Annotated in this window: 22 protein-coding genes and 1 riboswitch; of the genes, 5 read left to right on the top strand and 17 right to left on the bottom strand. The window is 36.5% G+C overall.

Annotation, left to right across the window (positions count from 1 at the left end; genetic code table 11):
* Nucleotides 1–7: 7 nt before the first annotated feature.
* The 9 genes from gabD to AC1DMU_RS20325 all read right to left on the bottom strand — a co-directional run bounded on the left by gabD (nt 8) and on the right by AC1DMU_RS20325 (nt 10,297).
* On the bottom strand, nt 8–1,459 hold the full coding sequence (gene gabD / locus AC1DMU_RS20365; protein ID WP_088061545.1) for an NADP-dependent succinate-semialdehyde dehydrogenase: 1,452 nt from the start codon (nt 1,457–1,459) through the stop codon (nt 8–10).
* Nucleotides 1,452–2,819, bottom strand: coding sequence for a sigma-54 interaction domain-containing protein (locus AC1DMU_RS20360; protein WP_088061543.1), 1,368 nt, complete (start codon nt 2,817–2,819; stop codon nt 1,452–1,454). Before AC1DMU_RS20360 ends, gabD begins: the two co-directional genes overlap by 8 nt.
* Nucleotides 2,820–2,934: 115 nt before the next feature.
* Nucleotides 2,935–4,299 (bottom strand): 4-aminobutyrate--2-oxoglutarate transaminase, encoded by a 1,365-nt coding sequence (gene gabT, locus AC1DMU_RS20355; RefSeq protein ID WP_088061541.1) that lies wholly within the window; start codon nt 4,297–4,299, stop codon nt 2,935–2,937.
* Between the two features lie 154 nt (nt 4,300–4,453).
* Nucleotides 4,454–5,200, bottom strand: a complete 747-nt coding sequence (locus AC1DMU_RS20350; RefSeq protein ID WP_088061539.1) for an HAD family hydrolase — start codon at nt 5,198–5,200, stop codon at nt 4,454–4,456.
* Nucleotides 5,201–5,337: 137 nt separating this feature from the next.
* Nucleotides 5,338–6,243, bottom strand: a complete 906-nt coding sequence (locus AC1DMU_RS20345) for a diacylglycerol kinase (RefSeq protein WP_000977669.1) — start codon at nt 6,241–6,243, stop codon at nt 5,338–5,340.
* Nucleotides 6,244–6,713: 470 nt separating this feature from the next.
* Nucleotides 6,714–8,141 carry an Asp-tRNA(Asn)/Glu-tRNA(Gln) amidotransferase subunit GatB gene (gatB, locus tag AC1DMU_RS20340; protein ID WP_001047688.1) on the bottom strand — a complete coding sequence of 476 codons (1,428 nt, stop codon included), beginning with the start codon at nt 8,139–8,141 and terminating at the stop codon, nt 6,714–6,716.
* A gap of 14 nt (nt 8,142–8,155) precedes the next feature.
* Complete coding sequence (gatA, locus tag AC1DMU_RS20335) at nt 8,156–9,613, bottom strand: Asp-tRNA(Asn)/Glu-tRNA(Gln) amidotransferase subunit GatA (RefSeq protein ID WP_000051449.1); 1,458 nt, start codon at nt 9,611–9,613, stop codon at nt 8,156–8,158.
* A 15-nt stretch (nt 9,614–9,628) separates the two neighbouring features.
* Nucleotides 9,629–9,919: an Asp-tRNA(Asn)/Glu-tRNA(Gln) amidotransferase subunit GatC gene (gene gatC / locus AC1DMU_RS20330; protein WP_088061537.1), complete on the bottom strand. Its 291-nt coding sequence runs from the start codon at nt 9,917–9,919 to the stop codon at nt 9,629–9,631.
* Between the two features lie 141 nt (nt 9,920–10,060).
* Nucleotides 10,061–10,297 (bottom strand): YiaA/YiaB family inner membrane protein, encoded by a 237-nt coding sequence (locus tag AC1DMU_RS20325; RefSeq protein WP_001254393.1) that lies wholly within the window; start codon nt 10,295–10,297, stop codon nt 10,061–10,063.
* 231 nt (nt 10,298–10,528) lie between these two features.
* Between AC1DMU_RS20325 and AC1DMU_RS20320 the strand changes: the two genes are divergently transcribed.
* The 4 genes from AC1DMU_RS20320 (at nt 10,529) to AC1DMU_RS20305 (ending at nt 12,981) form a co-directional block, all read left to right on the top strand.
* Entirely contained in the window at nt 10,529–11,011 is a 483-nt protein-coding gene (locus AC1DMU_RS20320) for a MarR family winged helix-turn-helix transcriptional regulator (RefSeq protein WP_000942477.1), read from the top strand.
* A 75-nt stretch (nt 11,012–11,086) separates the two neighbouring features.
* Nucleotides 11,087–12,268, top strand: coding sequence for an ArsA family ATPase (locus AC1DMU_RS20315; RefSeq protein WP_088061535.1), 1,182 nt, complete (start codon nt 11,087–11,089; stop codon nt 12,266–12,268).
* Nucleotides 12,261–12,452, top strand: a complete 192-nt coding sequence (locus AC1DMU_RS20310) for a DUF3926 domain-containing protein (RefSeq protein WP_087982231.1) — start codon at nt 12,261–12,263, stop codon at nt 12,450–12,452. Before AC1DMU_RS20315 ends, AC1DMU_RS20310 begins: the two co-directional genes overlap by 8 nt.
* A gap of 61 nt (nt 12,453–12,513) precedes the next feature.
* Nucleotides 12,514–12,981 (top strand): HXXEE domain-containing protein, encoded by a 468-nt coding sequence (locus tag AC1DMU_RS20305; RefSeq protein ID WP_046958899.1) that lies wholly within the window; start codon nt 12,514–12,516, stop codon nt 12,979–12,981.
* Nucleotides 12,982–13,148: 167 nt separating this feature from the next.
* Here AC1DMU_RS20305 and AC1DMU_RS20300 read toward each other — a convergent pair whose 3' ends face one another.
* Genes AC1DMU_RS20300 through AC1DMU_RS20290 form a run of 3 tightly spaced genes read right to left on the bottom strand, consistent with a single transcriptional unit; the run spans nt 13,149 to nt 15,699 of the window.
* Nucleotides 13,149–14,003, bottom strand: a complete 855-nt coding sequence (locus AC1DMU_RS20300; protein ID WP_088061533.1) for a MetQ/NlpA family ABC transporter substrate-binding protein — start codon at nt 14,001–14,003, stop codon at nt 13,149–13,151.
* Nucleotides 14,004–14,024: 21 nt separating this feature from the next.
* Nucleotides 14,025–14,690 (bottom strand): methionine ABC transporter permease, encoded by a 666-nt coding sequence (locus tag AC1DMU_RS20295; RefSeq protein WP_001261880.1) that lies wholly within the window; start codon nt 14,688–14,690, stop codon nt 14,025–14,027.
* Nucleotides 14,680–15,699 carry a methionine ABC transporter ATP-binding protein gene (locus AC1DMU_RS20290; protein WP_046953719.1) on the bottom strand — a complete coding sequence of 340 codons (1,020 nt, stop codon included), beginning with the start codon at nt 15,697–15,699 and terminating at the stop codon, nt 14,680–14,682. The genes AC1DMU_RS20295 and AC1DMU_RS20290 overlap by 11 nt, the downstream gene beginning before the upstream one ends.
* A gap of 123 nt (nt 15,700–15,822) precedes the next feature.
* Nucleotides 15,823–15,929, bottom strand: a riboswitch (SAM riboswitch).
* A 242-nt stretch (nt 15,930–16,171) separates the two neighbouring features.
* Here AC1DMU_RS20290 and AC1DMU_RS20285 point away from each other — a divergent pair.
* A complete protein-coding gene (locus AC1DMU_RS20285) occupies nt 16,172–16,735 on the top strand; it encodes a cysteine hydrolase family protein (protein ID WP_088061531.1) in 564 nt (187 codons plus the stop codon).
* A gap of 232 nt (nt 16,736–16,967) precedes the next feature.
* On the opposite strand, the gene AC1DMU_RS20280 is transcribed toward AC1DMU_RS20285, so the two are convergent.
* The 5 genes from AC1DMU_RS20280 to ligA form a co-directional block, all read right to left on the bottom strand.
* Complete coding sequence (locus AC1DMU_RS20280; RefSeq protein ID WP_000521654.1) at nt 16,968–17,117, bottom strand: hypothetical protein; 150 nt, start codon at nt 17,115–17,117, stop codon at nt 16,968–16,970.
* 193 nt (nt 17,118–17,310) lie between these two features.
* A complete protein-coding gene (gene pruA / locus AC1DMU_RS20275; protein WP_087982225.1) occupies nt 17,311–18,858 on the bottom strand; it encodes an L-glutamate gamma-semialdehyde dehydrogenase in 1,548 nt (515 codons plus the stop codon).
* 153 nt (nt 18,859–19,011) lie between these two features.
* Complete coding sequence (locus tag AC1DMU_RS20270; RefSeq protein WP_048567196.1) at nt 19,012–19,782, bottom strand: TSUP family transporter; 771 nt, start codon at nt 19,780–19,782, stop codon at nt 19,012–19,014.
* Between the two features lie 96 nt (nt 19,783–19,878).
* The gene (locus tag AC1DMU_RS20265) at nt 19,879–21,072 is read right to left on the bottom strand and encodes a CamS family sex pheromone protein (RefSeq protein WP_088061530.1); all 1,194 of its coding nucleotides are present in this window, start codon (nt 21,070–21,072) and stop codon (nt 19,879–19,881) included.
* A 16-nt stretch (nt 21,073–21,088) separates the two neighbouring features.
* A complete protein-coding gene (gene ligA / locus AC1DMU_RS20260) occupies nt 21,089–23,098 on the bottom strand; it encodes an NAD-dependent DNA ligase LigA (RefSeq protein ID WP_000031462.1) in 2,010 nt (669 codons plus the stop codon).
* Nucleotides 23,099–23,102: the final 4 nt, after the last annotated feature.

Here is a 23,102-nt window from a genome sequence, read left to right as displayed (position 1 = left end):
ATACTACTTATAGTCCTAATGAAATATATTTAATTTCTAAATATTCCTCGATACCGAAATGCCCTCCTTCACGGCCAATACCACTTTCTTTAAAGCCACCGAATGGTGCTTGTGCAACTGATGGAAGTCCATCATTTAATCCGATAATACCGTACTCTAATGCCTCGCTAACTTGGAATGCTTGACTAATATCTTTTGTGAAAATATAAGCAGCTAAACCATATGGTGTATTATTTGCACGTTCGATTACTTCTTCAACCGTTTTAAATTTCGCAACTGGTGCTACTGGTCCGAATGTTTCTTCATTCATACAAAGCATCGTATCGTTCGCCAATCCAATTACAGTTGGTTGCATAAAGTGTCCATCTAGCTCTGCAACCTTATGACCACCAAATAGGACTGTTCCACCCTTTTGAATAGCATCTTCAATATGTTCCTGTACTTTCGAAACTGCATTCTCGTCAATAAGTGGTCCTACAGTCGTTCCATCACCGAAACCGTCTCCTACTTTTAACTGCCCTACTGCCTTTTGAAACTTCTCTGCAAATACTTCATACACTTCTTCCTGAACAAATACTCGGTTTGTACATATACACGTTTGTCCTGCGTTACGGAATTTCGAACCGATTACCGCCTCTACCGCTTTATCTAAGTCCGCATCATTCATAACAATAAACGGCGCGTGACCACCTAACTCAAGTGAAACCTTTTTCATCGTTTGTGCAGCACTAGCCATTAATTCTTTCCCAATCTCAGTTGATCCTGTAAAGGAAACTTTTCGAACACGCCCATCTTCCATCCACGTATCAGCAATTGCTTTCGCACTACCTGTTACAATATTTATTACGCCTTTTGGAATGTCCGCTTCATGGGCTAATTCAGCTAATTTCAAAGCAGTTAAAGGCGTTTGGCTTGCCGGTTTTACAACTGCCGTACATCCCGCTGCAAGCGCCGGGGCTACCTTTCTCGTAATCATAGCAGCCGGGAAGTTCCAAGGTGTAATAGCGGCCATAACTCCAACCGGTTGTTTCATAACTAAAATACGTTTATTCGGATGAGAAGCAGGGATCATTTCGCCATATACGCGTTTACCTTCTTCTGCATACCATTCAACAAAGCTATTGGCATAATTCACTTCACCAAGTGCTTCTACAAATGGCTTTCCTTGTTCTCTCGTCATAATCGCTGCAATCTCTTCTTTATTTTCATCGATAAGTGTGAACCATTTTTTTAACTTCACTGCACGGTCTGCTGCTGTTAACTTAGACCATGATTTAAAAGCTTCATGAGCAGCATCAACAGCTTGCTTTGCCTCTGTTACCCCGCCCTTTGGTACCGTCGCAAATATTTCCTTCGTTGCTGGATTATTTACTTCGATTTGTTCTTGCAATGTAATCCACTCACCATTTATATACATCGCCTTTTTCTCTACATTTACAAACGTCGCTTTTTTATCCAATGTTTTCTTCCTCCTCTATAAGTTTCTTTATCTTCCTAGTGGCAGCAGATTGACTTATTTTTAAAAACTCCGCTACTTTATAACTCGATCCATATGTTTTATATGCTTTCAAAATAATATTCCGTTCTACTTCTTCTAACATTTTATAGAGACTTTGGCCGGACTGTTCAACCGTTGATTCTTGCATCGCTATTGGCAAATCTTCTATCGTAACGATATCATCAGCAGTTATAACAATTCGCTCAATCACATTTTCAATTTCTCTATTATTTCCTTCCCACCGGTAACCAACAAACATTTGCAATGTGCTAGGCGCTAATTTTACATTCCGACCATATTTCTCGTTAAAGTGCTGTAAATAATGATAAATGAGTGGCAAAATGTCTTCAGTTCTTTCTCTGAGTGGTGGAATTACAATTGGAATGACATTTAGACGATAATATAAATCTTTCCGGAATGTTCCTTGTTTCACCATCATATTTAAATCTCTATTTGTAGCCGCTACAATTCTAACGTCCACCTTTTTTAATTCTCTTCCGCCAATAGGACGAAACGTTTTTTCTTGCAACACTTGCAAAAGTTTCGCTTGAATTTCAAGTGGCATTTCGCCAATTTCATCTAAGAAAAGGGTTCCTTTATGAGCCGATTCTAATAATCCCTTTTTCCCTTCACGATTCGCACCTGTAAAAGATCCACCTGAGTATCCAAAAAGCTCTGATTCAATTAAATTCGTTGGCAATGCCGCACAATTAATTTCATAGAAACTTTCATTCTTCCTGTTACTCACTTCATGTAAATGACGTACTAATCGACTCTTCCCTACTCCTGTCTCACCTAAAACGAGAACTGTACTATCTACCACGGATACTTTCTTGATTGTCTCGACTATTTTTTGCATAGCGATACTTTTAAAAATAAGTCCTTCATGTTCATATGTTTCTCTTAATTCTTTTTTATATGTTTTTAACTGATTATCCATTTCCTCTACCTTTTGACGTAATTGGTAGAGCTCTGTCAGATCACGTGAATAACTAATTACTCTTCTTAAATTTCCCTCATTATCAAAAACAGGCCTTGTACGAACGTGTAAATACTCTCCTGATTTTGTCGTTTGAACGAGTTCAATCGGTCTCTTTTTTTCAATTACTTCTAACGTTGCCGATGGATAAAAGATACCATCCTTCTGCAATTCTTTCACATGCTTACCTACCAACTCTTTAGCAGCTAGTTGATAGTGCCTTTCACATGTACTATTTACACGCACAACGATTCCCTTTTCGTCAGTCACAAAAATTTCGTCAAACGCATATTCAAATACATCTTGTAAATCCATTAACACTCGTTCCTTTTCTCCAACCATCCTAGCCACCCCTAACTTCCAATCCATCGATTCACTTCACTACCTTTATTATAAAGTGAATTTTCTGTATTTTATATAGAGTCAGCTAGAATGTTTGCGATTTATTATTTAACTTTTAAACACGAGCAGTATTCGCTTTCTCATAACAGACTTGCAATGATTCTTCAATTATAGTTAATCCTTCTTCAAGTTGCTCATCTGTAATAACTAATGGCATTAACACACGAATAACATTACCGTATGTCCCTGCTGATAGTAGAAGTAATCCGCGTTTATTTGCCTCTGCGCACAAATTAGCTGTTAACGTTTTATCAGGTGCTTTCGTCTTACGATCTTGAACGAGCTCGAATGCACACATTGCTCCTAAACCACGCACATCACCAATGCAATTATATTTATTTTTCATCTCTTCGAATCGGTTCATTACGACTTTTCCTAATTCTATCGCTCTATCATTTAAATTCTCTTTTTCTATTACATCAAGTACTGCCAATGCTGCTGCACATCCTAGTGGGCTTCCTGCATACGTTCCACCAAGCTCTCCCGGCGCAGACTCATTCATAATTTCCTTGCGCCCAATAACACCACTAATCGGTACACCAGCGCCTAATGATTTAGATACCGTAATTAAATCTGGAACGACATCATAATGATCAATGGCAAAATATTTTCCTGTACGACTAAATCCTGTTTGAATTTCATCCGCTACAAATAAGATGCCGTGTTCTGAACAAATATTGCGTACTTCTTGCACAAACTTCTTACTTGGAACGATAAATCCGCCTTCCCCTTGAACAGGTTCCATTACAACGGCTGCAATTGTTTCTGGTGCTACTTCTGATATGAAGAAATTCTTAAACTCTTCAATAATAAAGTCATCGTACTGCTCTTCCGTTAATCCTTCTGGGCGGCGATATTCGTACGGGAATGGTGCTTTATAGACTTCAGGCGCAAATGGACCAAATCCAAATTTATATGGTTTTACTTTACTTGTCATCGTCATTGTCATTAATGTACGCCCATGGAATCCTTTAGAAAATGCGATAATACCAGGTCTTTTTGTATATTTACGAGCGATTTTCACAGCGTTCTCAACCGCTTCTGCACCACTATTTAAAAATAGTACTTGCTTATCAAAACTTCCCGGCGCTAATGCCGCAAGTTTTTCTGCTAATTCAATATATGGCTCATACATCATGACATTAAATCCAGTATGAATGTATTGATCTACTTGTTTATGGAGCGCCTCTTTAACAGCTGGATGACAATGCCCTACGTTAATTGTTCCGATTGCTCCCGCGAAATCAATGTACTGATTGCCATCAACATCTGTTACAAGAGAACCATTTGCAGATTGTACAAACGTTGGGATGCCGTTACTTACTCCTTTTGGTACTATATTTTGGCGGCGTTCTAATAAAGACGCTGCTTTCGGTCCAGGAATTTGTTCATTTACTTTAGCAAATTTTTTTGTGTTCATTACGTACCCCATCCTTTTCTTTACATTGTTTTCTCTTTTCATTGCAAAATGTATGCCAACGTTCTTTCCCAGCATTCATCCTGCATACCTTCTATGTCAACATAAAAAATAAGTCTATAAAGACTCATTAAGAGTCCTTATAGACTTATTTTTCTTACACATTAGACTTTCCTTGTTCCCAAATCAACTCACCCGAATGAGAAATAAACTCCCCAACAGATTGTACTACTAAATCTGCAAGTGGTTCTAACGTTTGACGATCTCCTGTACCAGACAGTACTCCAATTGCATAGCAATTGCCACCATTTCTCGCTAAATATAAATCAGTTGGTGTATCTCCAACGATGGCTACTTCACATGCTTCTAAATGAAACTTCTCACAAAAAGATTCTACAATTCTTTTATCTGGTTTTTGTGCCGGAAATGTATCTGAAGCTACAACATAATCAAAAAAGGACTCTAATTGATATTGTTTCAAAAATAATTCTGTTGGTGCAAAATCATCAGCTGTCACAACACCTAAAATAAATCCTCTATCCTTTAAACCTTGTAAAATCCTCGGTAAATCCGCCGTCATTTTCATATAGGAGCGGTGTTCATACATAAGAGAAAATAATTTTTCACTTACCCACTCATGCATTTCCTCTTCCTTAGATGACGTAATATACTTACAAAGCCCCTTTGCTACATCGAGGCTTGTTCCAGCAGCTATTGCACTACGAGGATGAACAAATGCCCCATCCACACCGATTTCTTTTAATAAAGCCTGCTGCATTGACTGTGGGAGTTGATATAATTTTATACATTCAGCGACAAGCTCTTCAGCCACTTTTATCCAAATTGAATGAAAATCCATTAATGTCCCATCTTTATCAAATAGTATTGCCTTTACCTTCTCCATAGCATCCTACCTCTCGTTTCTTATCTCCTCCAGTGTATCAATAAAGTATGGATATAAAATAAACGAATTGTAAAAATACCATAAAAATCAAACTAACTTCCAATTTACAATTCCTCTATATAATAAAAAGGATGCCTTTACAGGGCATCCTCTTGTTGTTCAGGAACAAATAGTTCAAGACAATGATATATATTTTCGAATTCCATCGGTGCATCTCCACCGTATTCACCGTCTAAGTTAATCATTAGTTTATCTGGTGAATGCACTTTAATTCGATTTGCTTGTGTGTATAGCACTTTTGGGTTATTAATATGTTCACCACGCTGCGCTTGTGTTGCTGCTTTAATTAAGTCAGCAATAGAACCTTTTTTCAGTACTAATAAATCAAATAATCCATCATTAATCGATGCATATGGTGCTACCTTTTCAAAGCCGCCCACTGAACGAGTATTCGTAATTAAAAACATCGTAATTTCTTCTTGTAGTAATTTCCCATCATACTCAATTTCAACATATGTTGGATGTAATGACGGTAACATTTCGATTCCTTTTAAATAGTAAGCAAGTTGGCCTAATACCGTCTTTAGCTTGCTTGGCACTTCATATGTTAATTCTGTAATACGGCCGCCACCAGCGATATTAATGAAATATGTATCATTCGCTCTACCAAGATCTAACGGAACTGTTTTCCCTTCACAAATAATATCCGCAGCCTCTTCAATAGCACGAGGTACACCGATCGCACGCGCAAAATCATTTGTCGTTCCAACTGGAATAATTCCAAACTTTGGACGATGTTCATGTCCTACTAAGCCGTTCACCACTTCATTTAATGTACCATCACCACCAGCTGCGATAACAACATCAAACTTACGATCCGCAGCTTGCCTCGCTGCCACAGTCGCATCCCCAGGACCAGTTGTCGCATGACAAGACGCTTCATATCCAGCTTGTTCTAATTTTTGTAATACTTCCGGTAAGCTCTTCTTAAATAGCTCGCGCCCAGAAGTAGGATTATAAATAATTCTTGCTCGCTTCATCATTTATTAGCACAGGAAATTTCTTTATATATTGAAAAAGAACATACCGAACTTCTATTCAGTATTCCCATGCCTACCTCCTCTCATCTTCCTATCCTTCTTTTATCTCGCTCAAACAGGCAGTAAGAACCCGATTCGTGTAGTCCATCAAAAGTAAATATTCATTTCAATGGTTTTGTTTTATTTGACAAAAAATTTATGTCCATCTATTTCCTCACAACAATTTACATATAACGAATAATAATTATCTATTATTTCATGAGATGAAAAAAACCTCTATGTCTAGATTTATCATTATTCCCACCTTTTTGCAACTATCATACCATAGTTGCTATACAAACATTTTTACACTTTTGACAGTTAATCAAACGTTTGTTTAAACGATCTTCTCTCATTTAAACAAACGTTTGATTAACCTAGAAAAACACCCATGTACGGGTGTTTTTCTGCTTAATCTTTACAAGTTACTATTATTATCGCTTATTAATCTCTTCAAGTAAGATTTTGTTAACAAGCGGCGGATTTGCTTGTCCTTTTGTAGCTTTCATAATTTGACCAACTAAGAAGCCAATTGCACGGTCTTTACCGTTTTTAAAGTCTTCGATAGATTGCTCATTATTATCAAGAATTTCTGTTACAACTTTACGAAGTGTACCCTCGTCAGAAATTTGAACAAGACCTTTTGCTTTAACGATTTCCTCTGGGTCTCCACCTTTTTCAATTAACTCGTTAAATACTTTCTTCGCGATTTTAGAAGAAATTGTACCTTTTTCAATTAATTGAACCATTTTAGATAAACCAGCAGGCGTTAATGCAACGTCTTTTAATTCTTTTTGTTGTTTGTTTAAGTATGCAAGCACTTCACCCATTAACCAGTTTGATGTTAGTTTCGCATCTGCTCCATCTTCAATTGCTGCTTCAAAGAAATCAGACATCTCTTTCGTTAATGTTAATACGTGTGCATCATAAGCTGGTAAGCCAATTTCTGCAACGTAGCGAGCTTTACGTGCATCTGGAAGTTCTGGAATCGAAGCACGAATTTCTTCTTTCCACTCATCATCGATGTAAAGTTCAACTAAGTCTGGCTCTGGGAAGTAACGGTAATCGTCAGATCCCTCTTTCACACGCATTAAGATTGTTTTCTTCGTTGCTTCATCATAACGACGTGTTTCTTGTTGGATGATACCACCAGATAACAATTCTTTCTCTTGGCGCACTTGCTCGTGCTCAAGACCTTTTTGTACGTAAGTGAATGAGTTTAAGTTTTTCAGTTCCGCTTTTGTACCGAACTTCTCTTGTCCAACTGGACGAAGGGAAATGTTCGCATCACAACGCAAGGAACCTTCTTCCATCTTACAATCAGATACGCCAGTGTATTGAATGATTGATTTTAACTTCTCTAAGTATGCATATGCTTCTTCTGGCGTACGCATATCTGGCTCAGATACGATCTCGATTAAAGGCATACCTTGACGATTGTAATCTACTAATGAACCATCAGCTGTATGCGTTGATTTACCAGCATCTTCTTCTAAATGAAGACGTGTAATACCGATACGTTTCTTTTTACCATCTACTTCAATTTCAATCCAACCATTTTCACCAATTGGCTTATCGAATTGAGAAATTTGGTAAGCTTTCGGATTATCTGGGTAGAAATAGTTTTTACGGTCGAACTTCGTTTCCGTTGCGATTTCACAGTTTAATGCCATTGCAGCTTTCATTGCAAAGTTAACTGCTTCTTTATTTAAAGTAGGAAGTACCCCTGGGTATCCTAAGTCAATTACACTTGTTTGTGTATTTGGCTCCGCTCCGAATTCTGTTGGACTCGCAGAGAAAATTTTCGAATTTGTTTTTAACTCAACGTGAACCTCTAAACCAATAATTGTTTCTAAATTCATCTATGCTCGCCTCCTTACAGACTTGCTTTTTTTGTATGATAGTCTGTTGCTTGCTCAAACGCATGTGCAACGCGGTAAATTGTCGCTTCATCGAAGTGTTTACCAATGATTTGTAGACCAAGTGGCATGTTGTTAGCACCGAATCCACATGGAACAGAAATCGCTGGAACACCCGCTAAGTTTACTGGGATTGTTAAAATGTCATTTGCATACATTGTCATTGGATCATCAACTTTTTCGCCCACTTTAAATGCCGGAGTTGGCGTTGTTGGTCCAATAATAACATCGTAGTTAGCAAATACATTTTCAAAGTCGTTTTTAATTAATGTACGTACTTGTTGTGCTTTCTTGTAGTATGCATCATAGTAACCAGAGCTAAGTGCAAATGTACCAAGCATAATACGACGTTTTACTTCATCACCAAAACCTTCGCTACGTGTGTTTTTGTAAAGGTCTAATAAATTATTTACATTATCAGAACGAACACCGTAACGTACGCCATCAAAGCGTGAAAGATTAGCAGATGCTTCAGAAGAAGATAATAAGTAATACGTTGCTAGAGCGTATTTAGAGTGTGGAAGAGATACTTCCTCCCAAGTTGCGCCCATACCTTCTAATACTTTTAAAGCAGCTAGTACTGACTCACGAGCTTCTTCGCCAACACCTTCTCCTAAGTATTCTTTCGGTACAGCAATGCGTAAACCTTTAACGTCGCCTGTTAAACCAGCTAAGTAGTTTCCTACTTCAACGTTAGCAGAAGTTGCATCCATACGGTCAATACCTGAAATAGCTTGTAATAAGTATGCATTATCTTCTACTGTACGTGTAATCGGTCCGATTTGGTCAAGTGAAGATGCGAATGCTACTAATCCGTAACGAGATACGCGTCCGTAAGTTGGTTTTAAACCTACAACGCCGCAATATGCAGCTGGCTGACGGATAGAACCACCCGTATCAGAACCTAGAGAGAATAATACTTCTCCTGCTGCTACAGCTGCTGCAGAACCACCACTAGATCCGCCTGGAACGTAATCTAAGTTCCATGGATTTTTCGTAGCGTAGAAACCTGAGTTTTCATTTGAAGAACCCATTGCGAACTCGTCCATATTTAACTTACCGATTGTAACTGTGTCAGCAGCTTTTAGCTTTTGCACAACTGTTGCATCATAAATTGGATCAAAGTTTGCTAACATTTTGCTCGCACAAGTTGTACGAAGACCGTTAGTTACAATGTTATCTTTTACACCAATTGGCATACCGAATAATAAACCATTATCTTCAGCACCAATTTTCGCGTCTAATTCTTTCGCTTTCGCGCGTGCGTTTTCTTCATCTAATGTAAGAAAAGCTTTTACGTTATCTTCAACATCCGCAATACGTTTGTAAGATTCTTCTACTAAATCTGTAACGGAAATTTCTTTGTTGTTTAACTTCTTATGTAACTCTGATACGGAATGATCAAATAATGACATCGAAATTCCCCTCCTCTATTCTAATACTGCTGGAACACGGATTTGATTATCTTTGTGATCCGGTGCATTTTTTAATACTTCTTCGACTGGTAAACCTTTTTCTGGTACATCTTCACGCATAACATTTTTCATAGTTAATACATGAGTTGTTGGTTTTACATCAGTTGTATCTAATTCATTTAACTGTTCTGCAAATGTAACAATTGCATCTAGTTGTTTTTGAAATTTTTTAGCTTCTTGATCAGTAATTGCAAGACGTGCTAAATGTGCTACGTGCTTTACATTCTCAACGGAAATTCTTGACACGGCTAGGCCACCTCCATAATATATCGTTCAATCTACAATACTATTGATGATACCAAATTTTCAGTACTTCAAGCAAGTCAACACACGGCACTTACTGCATTTTTACATAAAAAAAGAAAGGCAAATGCCTTTCTTTACGATTTACTCTTTATCTAACGGTTTATTTTTCGGAAATCTCTCGTTATCTTCTTCATTATCACGAATTGTTTTTTGTAATACAAAACAAGACATCGTTAAAAATAATGTTCCAATTAAATAATATCCTTTTACACTAAGCGTTTCATCTAACGTATAAATTCCAATTAGCATACCTGAAAGTGCACAAACAAATGAAGTCCATGCTAAAAACGTGAACGCTTGCGTATTACGTCTTCTCATTGTTCTCCCCCTCGTTAGCTGTACATCCATTATAGATAAGTATATTTACTATGATGGATTTTTATGTAAATTCTAGTTTTATATTTATAAATCTATCATAAAAGAATACTATTTTAAAGTTAGTTTTCTGTCTAATCTGAAAAAACAGTTAAAACTATTGACATTTATTTCAATTCTGCATAAAATAAAAACAAATATTACGAACCTCGAAATATACGGGAGTGGAAATAATTGTTGCAATACGAACATTTTTTAGACTTACTGCTAGATAACGCCAAGAAACTTTTTTATCCTGAAGAATGGGTAAGCCTAGATTTAACACTTTCTAAAACAGAAGTATTTTGTTTACTTTGGATGGAGCGAAATACAGATATTACAATGACAAAAATCGCTGACCTTCTTGATATACCGATGAGTACAACGACAGGTGTTGTAAATCGCCTCGTAAAAAAGGGATATATTGAAAGGTACCGTGATGAAAACGACCGACGCATTGTATTAATTCGTTTAACAGAAAACGGCGTAATGCTCGTTCAAGAAGTAAAACAAAATGCAGCCCATTACTTTAACCTAGTGACAGAAGCATTATCAGAAGAAGAAAAAGCATTCTTACTACAAATCTTCCAAAAGATCATGAATCACATTGCTACGTCACAGCAAAAAACAGAAGAAAAGGTTTCTACACCTAAAATGAAAAACATTCCGATTGAATAAAACCCTAGTTGGGTTTTTATTCAACATTTTATTTCGGAACTCGTAATATTCGATACTCGAAACAAAGGGGATAGAATAATGAGAATTATTTTGTATACAGGTAAAGGCGGCGTAGGAAAAACTAGCATTTCAGCAGCAACAGCACTTCAAAGCGCAAAACAAGGATTAAAAACATTAGTAATGAGTACAGATCCTGCTCATAGTTTAGGAGATTCATTTGGTATAAAGCTATCTTCTGAGCCATTAGCAATTCGTGAAAATTTGTGGGCACAAGAAATTAATACGATTTATGAGATGGAAAAAGGCTGGGGGAAATTACAGAAATATATTACGCTACTCTTCACCTCCAAAGCAGCTGATGATATTACAACAGAAGAATTAACGATGTTTCCTGGTATGGAAGATTTAATTAGCTTACTTCGCGTACTCGATTATTATAAACAAAACACATATGATGTTATTATCATTGATTGTGCTCCAACAGGAGAAACATTAGCAATGCTCAGCTTTCCAGACATGCTCGGCTGGTGGATGGAAAAACTCTTTCCTATTAAAAGAAAAGTTTTAAAAGTTGTTCGTCCTGTAGCTCAACCACTTCTTGGTGTCCCCCTTCCAACCGATGATATTATGGACGAATTAACGAATACACTTGAACAACTTGGAGAAATGAGAGATATTTTATCAAACCGAGACATAACAAGTATCCGCATCGTTGTAAATCCTGAAAAGATGGTCATTAAAGAAGCTCAGCGCAGCTTTACGTATTTAAACTTATACGATTATAACGTGGATGCCATTATGATTAATCGCGTCATCCCTAACACTGTCACCGATCCTTATTTTCAAGCATGGAAAGATACTCAAAAGAAATATAAAACATTGATTCAAGATAGTTTTCAGCCGCTTCCTATTTACGAAGCTCCTATGTTTGAACAAGAGGTTGTCGGTTTGTCTATGTTAGAGCGTGTAGGAGATGCTTTATTTAAATCAGATTCTTCTCCTACGGAAGTGAAATTTAACGGTCGCACTCAATATGTAAAAAAAGATGGCGATGAGTATATTTTCGTTCTCTCCATTCCCTTCTCAAACAAAAGTGAACTTTCATTAAATCAAAAAGGTGATGAACTTATCATTCGTTCAGGTTCTGTGAAACGGAACATCACATTACCAAAAACGTTAACACACCTTTCTATTCAAGGAGCAAAATTCGAAGATGATGTACTAAACATTCGATTTGGAGGTGTAGTGCATGCGTGAGGAACTACTAAGGAAGGTAATTCGTACAAAAATAAAAGTCGGTATGAATATATTAGAAGAGTTACCTGCCCCAATCCAGCAATCAGCTAAGCAAGCACTAAACATTTTGCAAGAGGAACTAGCTACTTATCCGAAAAAACAAGAGCATCATGAGGATAATTTAAAAAGTATCATAATTGAATAACTATCCCTGTATAGAGGGCCTTTTTTAGGCTTTCTATATTTTATTGGAGTGATGTAAGTTGATGAAAAAACATTCAACTATTATACCCTGGATCATTCCTTTATTATTTTTCGTTCATAACCTTGAAGAATCTTTTCAAATGCCACAATATCTTGCTAATCAATTTTCAATTCATTTTATAACAAGCCGACAATTTTTCATTGCGATTTTCGTATTAACAATCTTTGTCTTACTTATCGTCTTTCTATATCAACTAAACTTCTTGTCTTCTATATACTGGATTATTTTTATACAGGGGGCGATATTCTTCAACTCTGTTCAACATATTATTTTGTTTTTCATTTATCGTTCATATAATCCTGGCGTAATATCAGCCGTTTTCATTATGATTTTTTCTATTTTCTTTTTTTCATTCGAAAAACACCTCATTCATAAAAAACAATTCATAATTACACTCATTTTCAGCTTATTTGCTTACCCTTTTATAATTTGGATTACCTTACTATTCGCTAGCTACTTTCATTCATAAAAAAAGACCAGGAAAACTCCTGGTCCATCACTCTACTTAACAAACATTGGATTCTACGTTATACAGAATTGGAAGGTACAGAATTAGGGTTTTGTTTGTTAAGTAGATTATATGTTGAACGAGCTAACAGCGGAGGGGTTCCTACTGTTAATCGTTAAACCCGATAATTATTTTACGATTTTTTCAAGCTCCTCAAGTGAAAGATCTACTGAAATGGAACCATCATTTGTTTCTTTCTTAATTGCATCTGTTACTTCTTTTGAATGATATAGTTCAATTACTTTTTTCAGTGTTGGATCATCTTTATCTTTTGTACGAGCTGCGAAAATATTAATATATGGCTTCGCATTTTCATTCTTTGGATCTTCTAAGAAAATTGGATCCTTCGCTGGATCTAATCCAGCTTGACCAGCAACACCGTTATTAATAACTGAAGCTGCAACATCTTTTAATACACGAGGTGTTTGCTGTGCGATAACCGGTGTAATTTTTAACTTCTTCGGATTTTCAGCAATGCCACTTGGATCTCCGAATAAGCCAAAGTCTTTCTTAAGCTTTAATAATCCAGCTGCATCAAGAAGTTTTAATGCACGAGCTTGGTTCGTTGGATCATTTGGAATCGCAATTTCTGAACCATCTGGAATTTCATTTGCCTTCTTATATTTTTCAGAGTATAAGCCCATTGGTGCAATTTGCGTTGTACCGACAGCTGTAATATCTAACTTATGCTCTTTTTTAAATTGCTCTAAGAAAGCAACGTGCTGGAATGAGTTTAGTTCAATATCTCCATCAGCTAACGCTTTATTTGGCGTTGTGTAATCAGAGAACTCAACCAGTTTAATTTTAATTCCCTCTTTTTCAGCTTTTTTCTTTAAAATTTCCCAAGCGTCTCCATCTGTTCCGGTTACGCCAACGCGAACTACTTTCTCTTTTGCTCCTACCCCCGTGTCTCCACTTGAGCAGCCGCTTAACGCTGAAATTCCTACAATCGCTGATAATGCAAATGCTAAAATTTTCTTCATTTTCTTTTCCCCTCTTCCTTTTTATGATCTACGTAAAAAGACTTTCGCAAAGTAGTTTCCTAAATTTTGAGCTACCTGTACGAGAATAATAAGTAAAACGACCGTTACGAACATAACTGATGTATCAAAACGTTGATAACCATATGTCATCGCTAAGTCACCAAGACCGCCACCACCGACAAGCCCAGCAACTGCAGAAAATTCAATTAAACCAACTGTCATAAACGTAACACCTAAAATCAATGGCGCTAACGCTTCTGGTACAAGAATTTCAAAAACAATTCTAAATGGTGAAGCACCCATCGCTTGAGCTGCTTCAATGACTCCCTTTGGAACTGAAACAAGATTTGTTTCAACCATTCTAGCAATACCAATTGACGCAACTAACGTCATTGGAAAGATTGCTGCTGCTGTTCCAATCGTCGTTCCGATAACACTTCTTGTTAGTGGGCTTAAAGCTACTAAGAAGATGATGAATGGAACCGGACGAATTGTATTAATAATGATATTAAGAATAGAAAAGACCCATTTATTTTCTAAAAAGTTTCCTTTCCTCGTTACATACAACAGTAAACCTAGGGGTATACCAAGAATTGTAGCAAATATAAGGGTTACGATTACCATTAAGAGGGTATCCCCCGTCGCATCTACTATGCGAGGCCAAAATATACTCCAATCAACTCGCATGAGCTTCTACCTCCTTCAGCTGCACTTGCAGTCTTAGATGTTGTAATGCTTTTTGAATTTCCTTCTGTTCACCTTGCAATTCTACAAGAAGATTTCCAAATAGCACATTTTGGAGTTCAATAATATTTCCATACAGTACGTTTACATCGACGTTATAGTTTTTCGCGATATATGATAGTACCGGCTGCCCTGTCTCTTCCCCAGTAAATGTTAAGCGATAAATCTGTCCACCATTTTGAATTTTCCCTAGAACACTTTCCGGTAAATGATCATTAATAATGGAGCGTACAAAGTTTTGAGTTGTCTTTGTTTTTGGTTGTGTGAAAACATCAAACAGTTTTCCTTCTTCAATAACCTTTCCCTTCTCCATTACAGCTACACGGTGACAAATTTCTTTCACAACATGCATTTCATGTGTAATAAGAAGAATTGTTACATTGTATTCTCGATTTACTTTCTTTAATAAGTTCAAAATTTCTGTCGTTGTTTCTGGATCTAAAGCTGATGTTGCCTCATCACATATAAGAATGTCTGGCGATGTTGCAAGAGCTCTTGCAATGCCAACACGCTGCTTTTGTCCGCCTGATAGTTGCTCTGGATAATAGTTTGCTTTATCTTCTAATCCTACAAACTTTAGCAGTTCATTTACTCTTTCTTTTATCTCATTTTTTGGTACTTTCGCTAACCTTAATGGATAAGCAATATTCCCAAACACTGTTCTTGAATTAAATAAATTAAAACTTTGAAAAATCATCCCGATTCTTTGTCTTAGCTTCCGTAATTCTTTCGTCGATAGTGATGTAATATCTTTATCATCTATTGAAATCGTTCCCGCCGTTGGTCTCTCTAACATATTTACTAGGCGTAATAACGTACTCTTTCCAGCGCCACTAAAACCGATAATGCCAAAAATTTCGCCCTTCTCAACTGATAATGTTACATCCTCCACCGCATGAACAGATTGCCCACCTGATTCATATACTTTACTTACGTTGTTAAAAGAAATCATTTTTTCCCCTCCTATATGCTGTAAAAACTTGAAGTAGAGCTTTCGAGGTAAAATAAAAAGTGCTCTCCTTCTTATCAACCGTAAAGATAAGAAGGAGAGCACTTATATGTACTCGGTCACATCTTCTCATCTTCCAAGCCTTTTATAAGGCTTGCTGGAGTTAGCACGGTATTAAAAAACCCGTTGCTGAGGTATCGTAGGGCCAGTCCCTCCACCTCTCTGGATAAGAATGTATCGATTTAATTGTCGTTTAATTAATTCTCATTATAGAACTCAGAATAATAAGAGTCAATACATTTTTTAGAAAAATATTAATTATTTCTCTATTAAAATTTTCAAATAAAAAATCACAATATAATATTGCTTTTTAAAGTTATGTAAAATTCTTCTCCTTCATATTTTTTTAAAAGGAGAATCACCTCTATAAATTGAATACCATTATTTGAATATGAAACCGGAGGAAGATAAATATATGAAAACAGCTCTTTTACTCGTTGATATTCAAAATGATTATTTTCAACACGGAAAGATGGAATTGCGTAATCCAATAGAAGCAAGCAAATATGCTCGTCAGCTGCTACAACTCTTTAGAACGAAAAACGAACCTATTTTTCATATCCAACATGTAGCAATAAAAGATGACGCTACTTTTTTCCTACCCAATACAGAGGGTGTACATATTCATGAAAGCGTACGTCCACTTAGAGAAGAAACCGTTATACTCAAACATTATCCAAATAGTTTTCGCGAAACTGATCTTCTAGAACAATTACAACGTTTAGACATTGAACACGTCGTCATATGCGGGATGATGACTCATATGTGTATTGATGCTACCGTAAGGGCTGCTTTTGATTTCGGCTTTCCATGTACCGTTATACATGATGCTTGTGCTACAAAAGATCTTTCTTTTAAGAATGCTACTATACCAGCCGTTTATATTCATAACACAATTTTGGCTAGTTTAAATGGAGTATACGCAACTGTAATGAGTACAGAGGAGTTTGTGGCTACAAAAAAACACTCCCTTCAATGAGCAAAACCGAAAAGAGTGTTTCTTGTCAAACCATAGATTTTCTTTCAAATTGTATTATACAGGAAATCCTTAAAATGAATACTAAAAAATATGACTAATAAGTCAACTTTTCTCATTGTTTTGTTTCTATTTACATGTTTATCCCGATATTAATAGGATTTAGCTAGTTCTAATTATCGAATGGTAATATACGGTAATTAGAACTAGTTTCTCCTATTAAAAACGTAACATATTATTTATCTGTTTGTTTTTGCTTCTTTTTCAAATACTCCGCACGCAATTTTTCAATTTGCTGCTTTTTATCAAATTTGGCAGGCGTCTGTTTTTCATGAAACTTTGCCACAGATACCTGACTTTTGTAATCCAATTGATATTTTCCCACTTTGTTCACCTACTTTTCTTGTCTTTAAAGAGAATCTATTCAACAAATATAATATACCTTATTTACTGAAGTAAACCTTATTACATTATTAGTTTCTCTACTTATATCTATCTTAATCCATATATAGAAATTTTTTCAAAAAAAAAAAAAAAAAGAGATCTTCGCAGACTGCGAAGATCTCTTCTACTATTTCTTATAAAGTTTCAGAAGTAGTTTTTGCTTGCATGTGAAGTGCTAAGTAGTCAGGGCCACCAGCTTTAGAGTCTGTACCAGACATGTTAAAGCCACCGAATGGTTGGTAACCTACGATTGCACCAGTACATCCACGGTTGAAGTATAAGTTACCCACATGGAATTCTTCACGTGCTTTTTCAATATGGTCACGGTTATTAGTAACAACAGCACCTGTTAAACCGTATTCTGTATTGTTTGCAATTGCAAGTGCATGATCAAAGTCTTTTGCTTTACAGAATGCTACTACTGGTCCGAAGATTTCTTCTTTCATTAAGCGAGCATCTTCTGCAACGTCAGCAACGATTGTTGGTTGGATGAACCAGCCTTTAGAATCGTCTCCTTCGCCACCTGTTAAGATTCTACCTTCTTCTTTACCAATTGCAACATAGCTCATCACTTTATCAAATGCAGCTTGGTCATTAACAGGACCCATGTTTGTACCTAAAACAGCTGGATTAGCAACTGTTAATTCTTTCGTTAATTCAACAGCACGATTTAATACGTAATCGTATACATCTTCATGGATTACTGCACGAGAACATGCAGAACATTTTTGTCCTGAGAATCCGAATGCTGATGCTACGATAGATTTAGCTGCTAATTCAAGATCTGCTTCTTTATCAACAACGATTGTATCTTTACCACCCATTTCAGCGATAACGCGTTTTAACCAAATTTGGCCTGGGTTTACTTTCGCTGCACGCTCATAAATACGGATACCTACATCACGAGATCCAGTGAAGCTCACGAAACGTGTACGAGGGTGATCTACTAAGTAGTCACCAACTTCAGAACCATTACCTGGAACGAAGTTTACTACGCCAGCTGGTAAGCCAGCTTCTTCTAACACTTCCATGAATTTCGCTGCTACTACAGGAGTTGTACTAGCTGGTTTTAGTAATACTGTGTTACCAGAAACTAAAGCAGCTGTTGTCATACCTGCCATAATTGCGAATGGGAAGTTCCAAGGAGAAATGATAACACCTACTCCTAATGGAATGTAAGAGAAACGATTATATTCAATTGGACGGCTTTCTACTGGAATTCCGTCTTTTAATTTTAACATTTGACGACCATAATATTCCATAAAGTCGATTGCTTCTGCTGTATCAGCATCTGCCTCATTCCATGGTTTACCTGCTTCTTTTACAAGAATAGCAGAGAATTCATGCTTTCTGCGACGAACGATTGCTGCAGCACGGAATAAAATGTCTGCACGCATTTCTGGCTTTGATTTTCTCCAAGTTTGGAATGTTTCATCCGCTACTTGCATTGCTTTTTCAGCTAACTCACGGCTTGCTTTTGAAACGCGACCAACAAGTTCCTCTTTATTTGCAGGGTTTACAGAAACAATTTTGTCTTCTGTAGTGATTTTTTCTCCCCCAATAATTAATGGATAGTCTTGTCCAAGATAAGATTCTACTTTCTTTAAACCTTCTTCAAACGCTAATTTGTTAGCCTCCACTGAAAAATCTGTAAATGGCTCATGTTTGTATGCTACTACCATTCTTTTTAGCCTCCCCTTAGAAAAACGTTTACATTTTACAACATTATTCTACACGATAATTTAGATTTATTCAAATATTCCTAGACTTATATTTTAAAAATTAATTAATTTTTAAAATATAATAAAAAAATAGAGTTATACATACGTATAACTCTACAAAATATGAGTATATTCCAAAATGTTTTTTCCAATCAATAAAATAGTTACTAACAAAAATAAAGTTCTTACATATCCAACACCTTTTTGGACTGCAAACTTCGATCCAAAATAAGCGCCAAAAATCATCGACAATCCCATAATAATACCGTATTCAAAATGAATTACGTCTAAAAATAAAAAAGTAATTAAAGATACGATATTACTAACAAAGTTCAAAAGTTTTCCAGATGCTGCCGCTTGAATAAAATCCAAACCAACTAATAAAAATGCAAAAATTAAAAAGGATCCTGTCCCTGGTCCAAAAAATCCATCGTAAAACCCTATCATTAAAATAACAAAGAAAAATATTAATGTTTTTCTTTTCGTCATCTTCTTATAGGTAGATACACTTCCCCAATCCTTTTTTGCAATAATATAAATGGCAATAAACACCAACATCACAAGCACTAACGGACGTAAAATATCCGGCGGAATAAACTTTACTACTAAAGCGCCTGCGACCGCTCCTATAACAGTTAACGGGATTAACTTTCCTACAATTTTAAAATCGACCTTTCCTGATCGAATAAAATAAACTGCACTCGTAAACGTCCCCATCGTTGCAGCTAATTTATTCGTTGCAATTGCCGAAGCTGGTGGTAAACCAACAAACATAAGTGCTGGAAGCGAAATTAATCCTCCACCGCCAACAACTGAATCAATAAAAGCTGCTAAAAAGCCGAATGCAATTAATAAAATAATGACTTGAAAACTTAATTCGTCCATGTGCTTTACCCCTTACCCCCATTATTTATAACATTTTAAATTATAACAAAATTACCCAAGAAAAAAAGCCGTTCCATAAAGGAACGGCCCTTCTATTTAATCTAAAATTTTCACAAATGGTTCATCTTGCTTCGCTTCACGTATAATAATCGCTTCTGGACGTTCTACAGATTTAATCGTTACTTGTACTTTCATATAATTCGGGAAGTATTCCATAACAAGCCCAGCTACATATTGTGTAAAACCAATTATTTCTGCTTTCCCATTAAACTGGACAGGAATATCAAGCTTTATTTCTCTTAATTCATCATCTCTATACATACCAGTACCGATAACAGCTGTATAGTCGCCTTGGAAATAATCGCTTAGTTTTGCTTTAAAGTTCGATACTCTCGCAAGGTCTTCACGTTTATTATCTGTTTTCGCTTGTTCAGATGGGAACAAATAATATTTCTCATTAATTTGTTTCCAATCCTCAACCGTTTCACTGCCTTTTTCAACATTCGCATAAGAAACAAAGTTACCTGGTACGAGCGAAGACTTCGGAGCCTGACGATAAATTGCAAATGTTATCGGAAGGTTTTTTGTTTCAGGATCTTGTTGATGCATAACTTTCAAGATTTCTGGCGCCATTTTTTTCCCTTCAGCTAACATTTTTTCATTCGAAATCGCAGCCTCACGCGGATACCCATGCTCTTCCTCATAATAATGAACCGAATTCATTGCTAAACCGACTACAATGCCACTACGCTCATCTTTTTCGCCTTTGTTCACATAATAATCATGCTCTAAAATATTTGAAATATATATTGGATTTTTTTTATTTTTTGCCTCTAATGATTCGGATCCTGCACCTAATGCGGGATTTAACCCTATGTTCGGGAATTTAACCGCATCTTTTTTTAGTGTATTTTCTAGTTCCTTTTGCTCTGCATCTGTACGTTTTCTTTTAACAAGCATCTGTATATACTGAGTATTTAGGGACTTTCCGCCTTTTAAAACATTATCTTTCGTACTAAATGATTCTTTCGCAATACGCATTAATCCTGTTTCAAATTCATCTATATCAAGACGATTACTTACTCCTTGCACAACTAAGCCACGGGCGTTTCCTCCATAAAATGGAATAGTCGTCTTATAATATTCATCCGAAATAGAGTACTTCGGAACGATTGCTTGTTCTTTTGCTTTCCCCGATTTCTCAGCCACTTTTTCATCTTTATCGGCACCTGCACTACATCCACTTACAAGTAGACCAAGGCTTAATACCGCTAATGCTATTTTTTTCATGGTAAGTTTGCACCTCTTACTTATTTAGCTCTTGTAAGAACCTCTCTTCATTCCAAACCTCAACATTATGCTTCTCCGCTTGTGCTAATTTCGAACCTGCTGCTTCACCTGCAACAACTAAATCCGTACTTTTACTAACACTTCCTGTGACTTTTCCACCTAATGCCTCAATCTTCTTCTTCGCTTCACTACGTCCCATAACTTCTAATTTACCTGTTAAAACGACAGTTTTTCCTGCGAAGTACGACTCAACATTTTGTAAATCAGCAATTTTTATACCTTTGTATGCCATATTCACGCCATACTCTTTAAATTGTTGTAATAACTCTAATACGTCTTCATTATCAAAATACGTCACGACGGATTGAGCCATTTTTTCACCAATCTCATTAATTGCTTTTAGTTCTTCTTCCGTTGCTTTCACAAGCGCATCCATCGTTTCGAAATGCTCTGCAAATGTACGTGCTGCTTTTGCTCCGACATGGCGAATACCAAGGCCAAATAATAATCGCTCCAATGAGTTTTCTTTAGAATTCTCAATTGCTTGCACTAAATTCGTTGCTGATTTTTCACCGAATCGTTCTAGCTGCAATAATTGCTCTTTCGTCAACGAATATAAATCAGCAAATGTACGAATATAATCCGCATCAAAGAGTTGTGTAATGACACGTTCTCCAAGTCCATCAATATTCATTGCATTTCTTGAAACGAAATGAATTAACCCTTCTCGAATTTGAGCTGGACAAGTTGGATTTATACAACGAAGTGCTACTTCTTCTTCTAAACGAACTAGTTCACTCTCACATGCTGGACAATGCGTTGGCATATGATATTCTTCTTCCTCACCAGTACGCTTATCGAAAATAACGTTCACAACTTCAGGAATAATATCTCCAGCCTTCTTCACTACAACATAGTCACCAATTCGAATGTCCTTTTCACGAATTAAATCTTCGTTATGTAAAGAAGCACGACGAACGATAGTACCAGCTACTCGCACTGGCTCTAGCTCTGCTGTCGGTGTTACAACTCCTGTGCGACCAACACTTAATTCAATGCCTGTTAATCTTGTTACAACTTCTTCAGCCGGGAATTTATAAGCAATTGCCCATCTTGGACTCTTTGCTGTAGTTCCTAAACTTTCTTGAAGAGCAACATCATCTACTTTTATAACGATTCCATCAATCTCATAATCAAGATGCGGACGTTTTTCTTGCCATTCTTCTACATAAGCTATAACTTCTTCAATTGTCTCACATGTACGTCGATTTGGATTTGTTTTGAATCCAAGTTCACCTAAGAAATCCAGCGATTCACTATGTGATGGAATTGTTTTTTCTTCTACATTCGCAAGACCATACACAAACATAGATAAGTTACGCTTCGCTGCAATTTTTGGATCAAGTTGGCGTATTGAACCTGCCGCCGCATTACGCGGATTCGCAAATACATCTTCACCATTTTGTTCTTTTTCTTCATTTAACTTAACGAATGAACGCTTCGGCATATAAGCTTCGCCTCGTGCTTCTAACGTTACTTCTTCATTTAAACGGAGCGGGATCGCTTTAATCGTTTTTAAATTTTGGGTAATATCTTCACCTGTTACACCATCACCACGTGTTGCCCCTTGAATGAAGCGTCCTTTTTCATAATGAAGTGAAACAGCAAGTCCGTCAATTTTTAATTCGCATATATATCTTACATTCGCATCATCAATTCCTTGGCGTACTCGTCGGTCGAAATCACGTAAATCTCCTTCGTTAAATGCATTTCCTAAACTTAACATCGGTGACTTATGTGTTACTTTTTCAAATATATCAAGAACAGTCCCCCCAACGCGAATGGAGGGAGAGTCTTCACTCATAAACTCTGGATTCTCTGCTTCTAATTTTATAAGCTCCTGCATATTACGGTCATACTCCGCATCAGAAACAGAAGGATTGTCTAATACGTGATACTGATAGTTAAATGTATTTAACAAATCACGCAATTCTTCTATACGTTGTTTTGCTATCTCTTTTGACATATCC

This window comes from Bacillus sp. 01N45, assembly GCF_056399205.1.
Note: the sequence above shows the minus strand (reverse complement) of the source record. Positions and strands in the feature narration are given on the sequence as shown.

Bases quoted from the DNA above. Each gene is read 5' to 3' on its own strand.
- AC1DMU_RS20360 (WP_088061543.1), bottom strand. From the start codon at position 2,819: ATGGTTGGAGAAAAGGAACGAGTGTTAATGGATTTACAAGATGTATTT.
- gabT (WP_088061541.1), bottom strand. From the start codon at position 4,299: ATGAACACAAAAAAATTTGCTAAAGTAAATGAACAAATTCCTGGACCG.
- AC1DMU_RS20350 (WP_088061539.1), bottom strand. From the start codon at position 5,200: ATGGAGAAGGTAAAGGCAATACTATTTGATAAAGATGGGACATTAATG.
- AC1DMU_RS20345 (WP_000977669.1), bottom strand. From the start codon at position 6,243: ATGATGAAGCGAGCAAGAATTATTTATAATCCTACTTCTGGGCGCGAG.
- gatB (WP_001047688.1), bottom strand. From the start codon at position 8,141: ATGAATTTAGAAACAATTATTGGTTTAGAGGTTCACGTTGAGTTAAAA.
- gatA (WP_000051449.1), bottom strand. From the start codon at position 9,613: ATGTCATTATTTGATCATTCCGTATCAGAGTTACATAAGAAGTTAAAC.
- AC1DMU_RS20325 (WP_001254393.1), bottom strand. From the start codon at position 10,297: ATGAGAAGACGTAATACGCAAGCGTTCACGTTTTTAGCATGGACTTCA.
- AC1DMU_RS20310 (WP_087982231.1), top strand. From the start codon at position 12,261: ATGCGTGAGGAACTACTAAGGAAGGTAATTCGTACAAAAATAAAAGTC.
- AC1DMU_RS20305 (WP_046958899.1), top strand. From the start codon at position 12,514: ATGAAAAAACATTCAACTATTATACCCTGGATCATTCCTTTATTATTT.
- AC1DMU_RS20300 (WP_088061533.1), bottom strand. From the start codon at position 14,003: ATGAAGAAAATTTTAGCATTTGCATTATCAGCGATTGTAGGAATTTCA.
- AC1DMU_RS20295 (WP_001261880.1), bottom strand. From the start codon at position 14,690: ATGCGAGTTGATTGGAGTATATTTTGGCCTCGCATAGTAGATGCGACG.
- AC1DMU_RS20290 (WP_046953719.1), bottom strand. From the start codon at position 15,699: ATGATTTCTTTTAACAACGTAAGTAAAGTATATGAATCAGGTGGGCAA.
- AC1DMU_RS20285 (WP_088061531.1), top strand. From the start codon at position 16,172: ATGAAAACAGCTCTTTTACTCGTTGATATTCAAAATGATTATTTTCAA.
- pruA (WP_087982225.1), bottom strand. From the start codon at position 18,858: ATGGTAGTAGCATACAAACATGAGCCATTTACAGATTTTTCAGTGGAG.
- AC1DMU_RS20270 (WP_048567196.1), bottom strand. From the start codon at position 19,782: ATGGACGAATTAAGTTTTCAAGTCATTATTTTATTAATTGCATTCGGC.
- AC1DMU_RS20265 (WP_088061530.1), bottom strand. From the start codon at position 21,072: ATGAAAAAAATAGCATTAGCGGTATTAAGCCTTGGTCTACTTGTAAGT.
- ligA (WP_000031462.1), bottom strand. From the start codon at position 23,098: ATGTCAAAAGAGATAGCAAAACAACGTATAGAAGAATTGCGTGATTTG.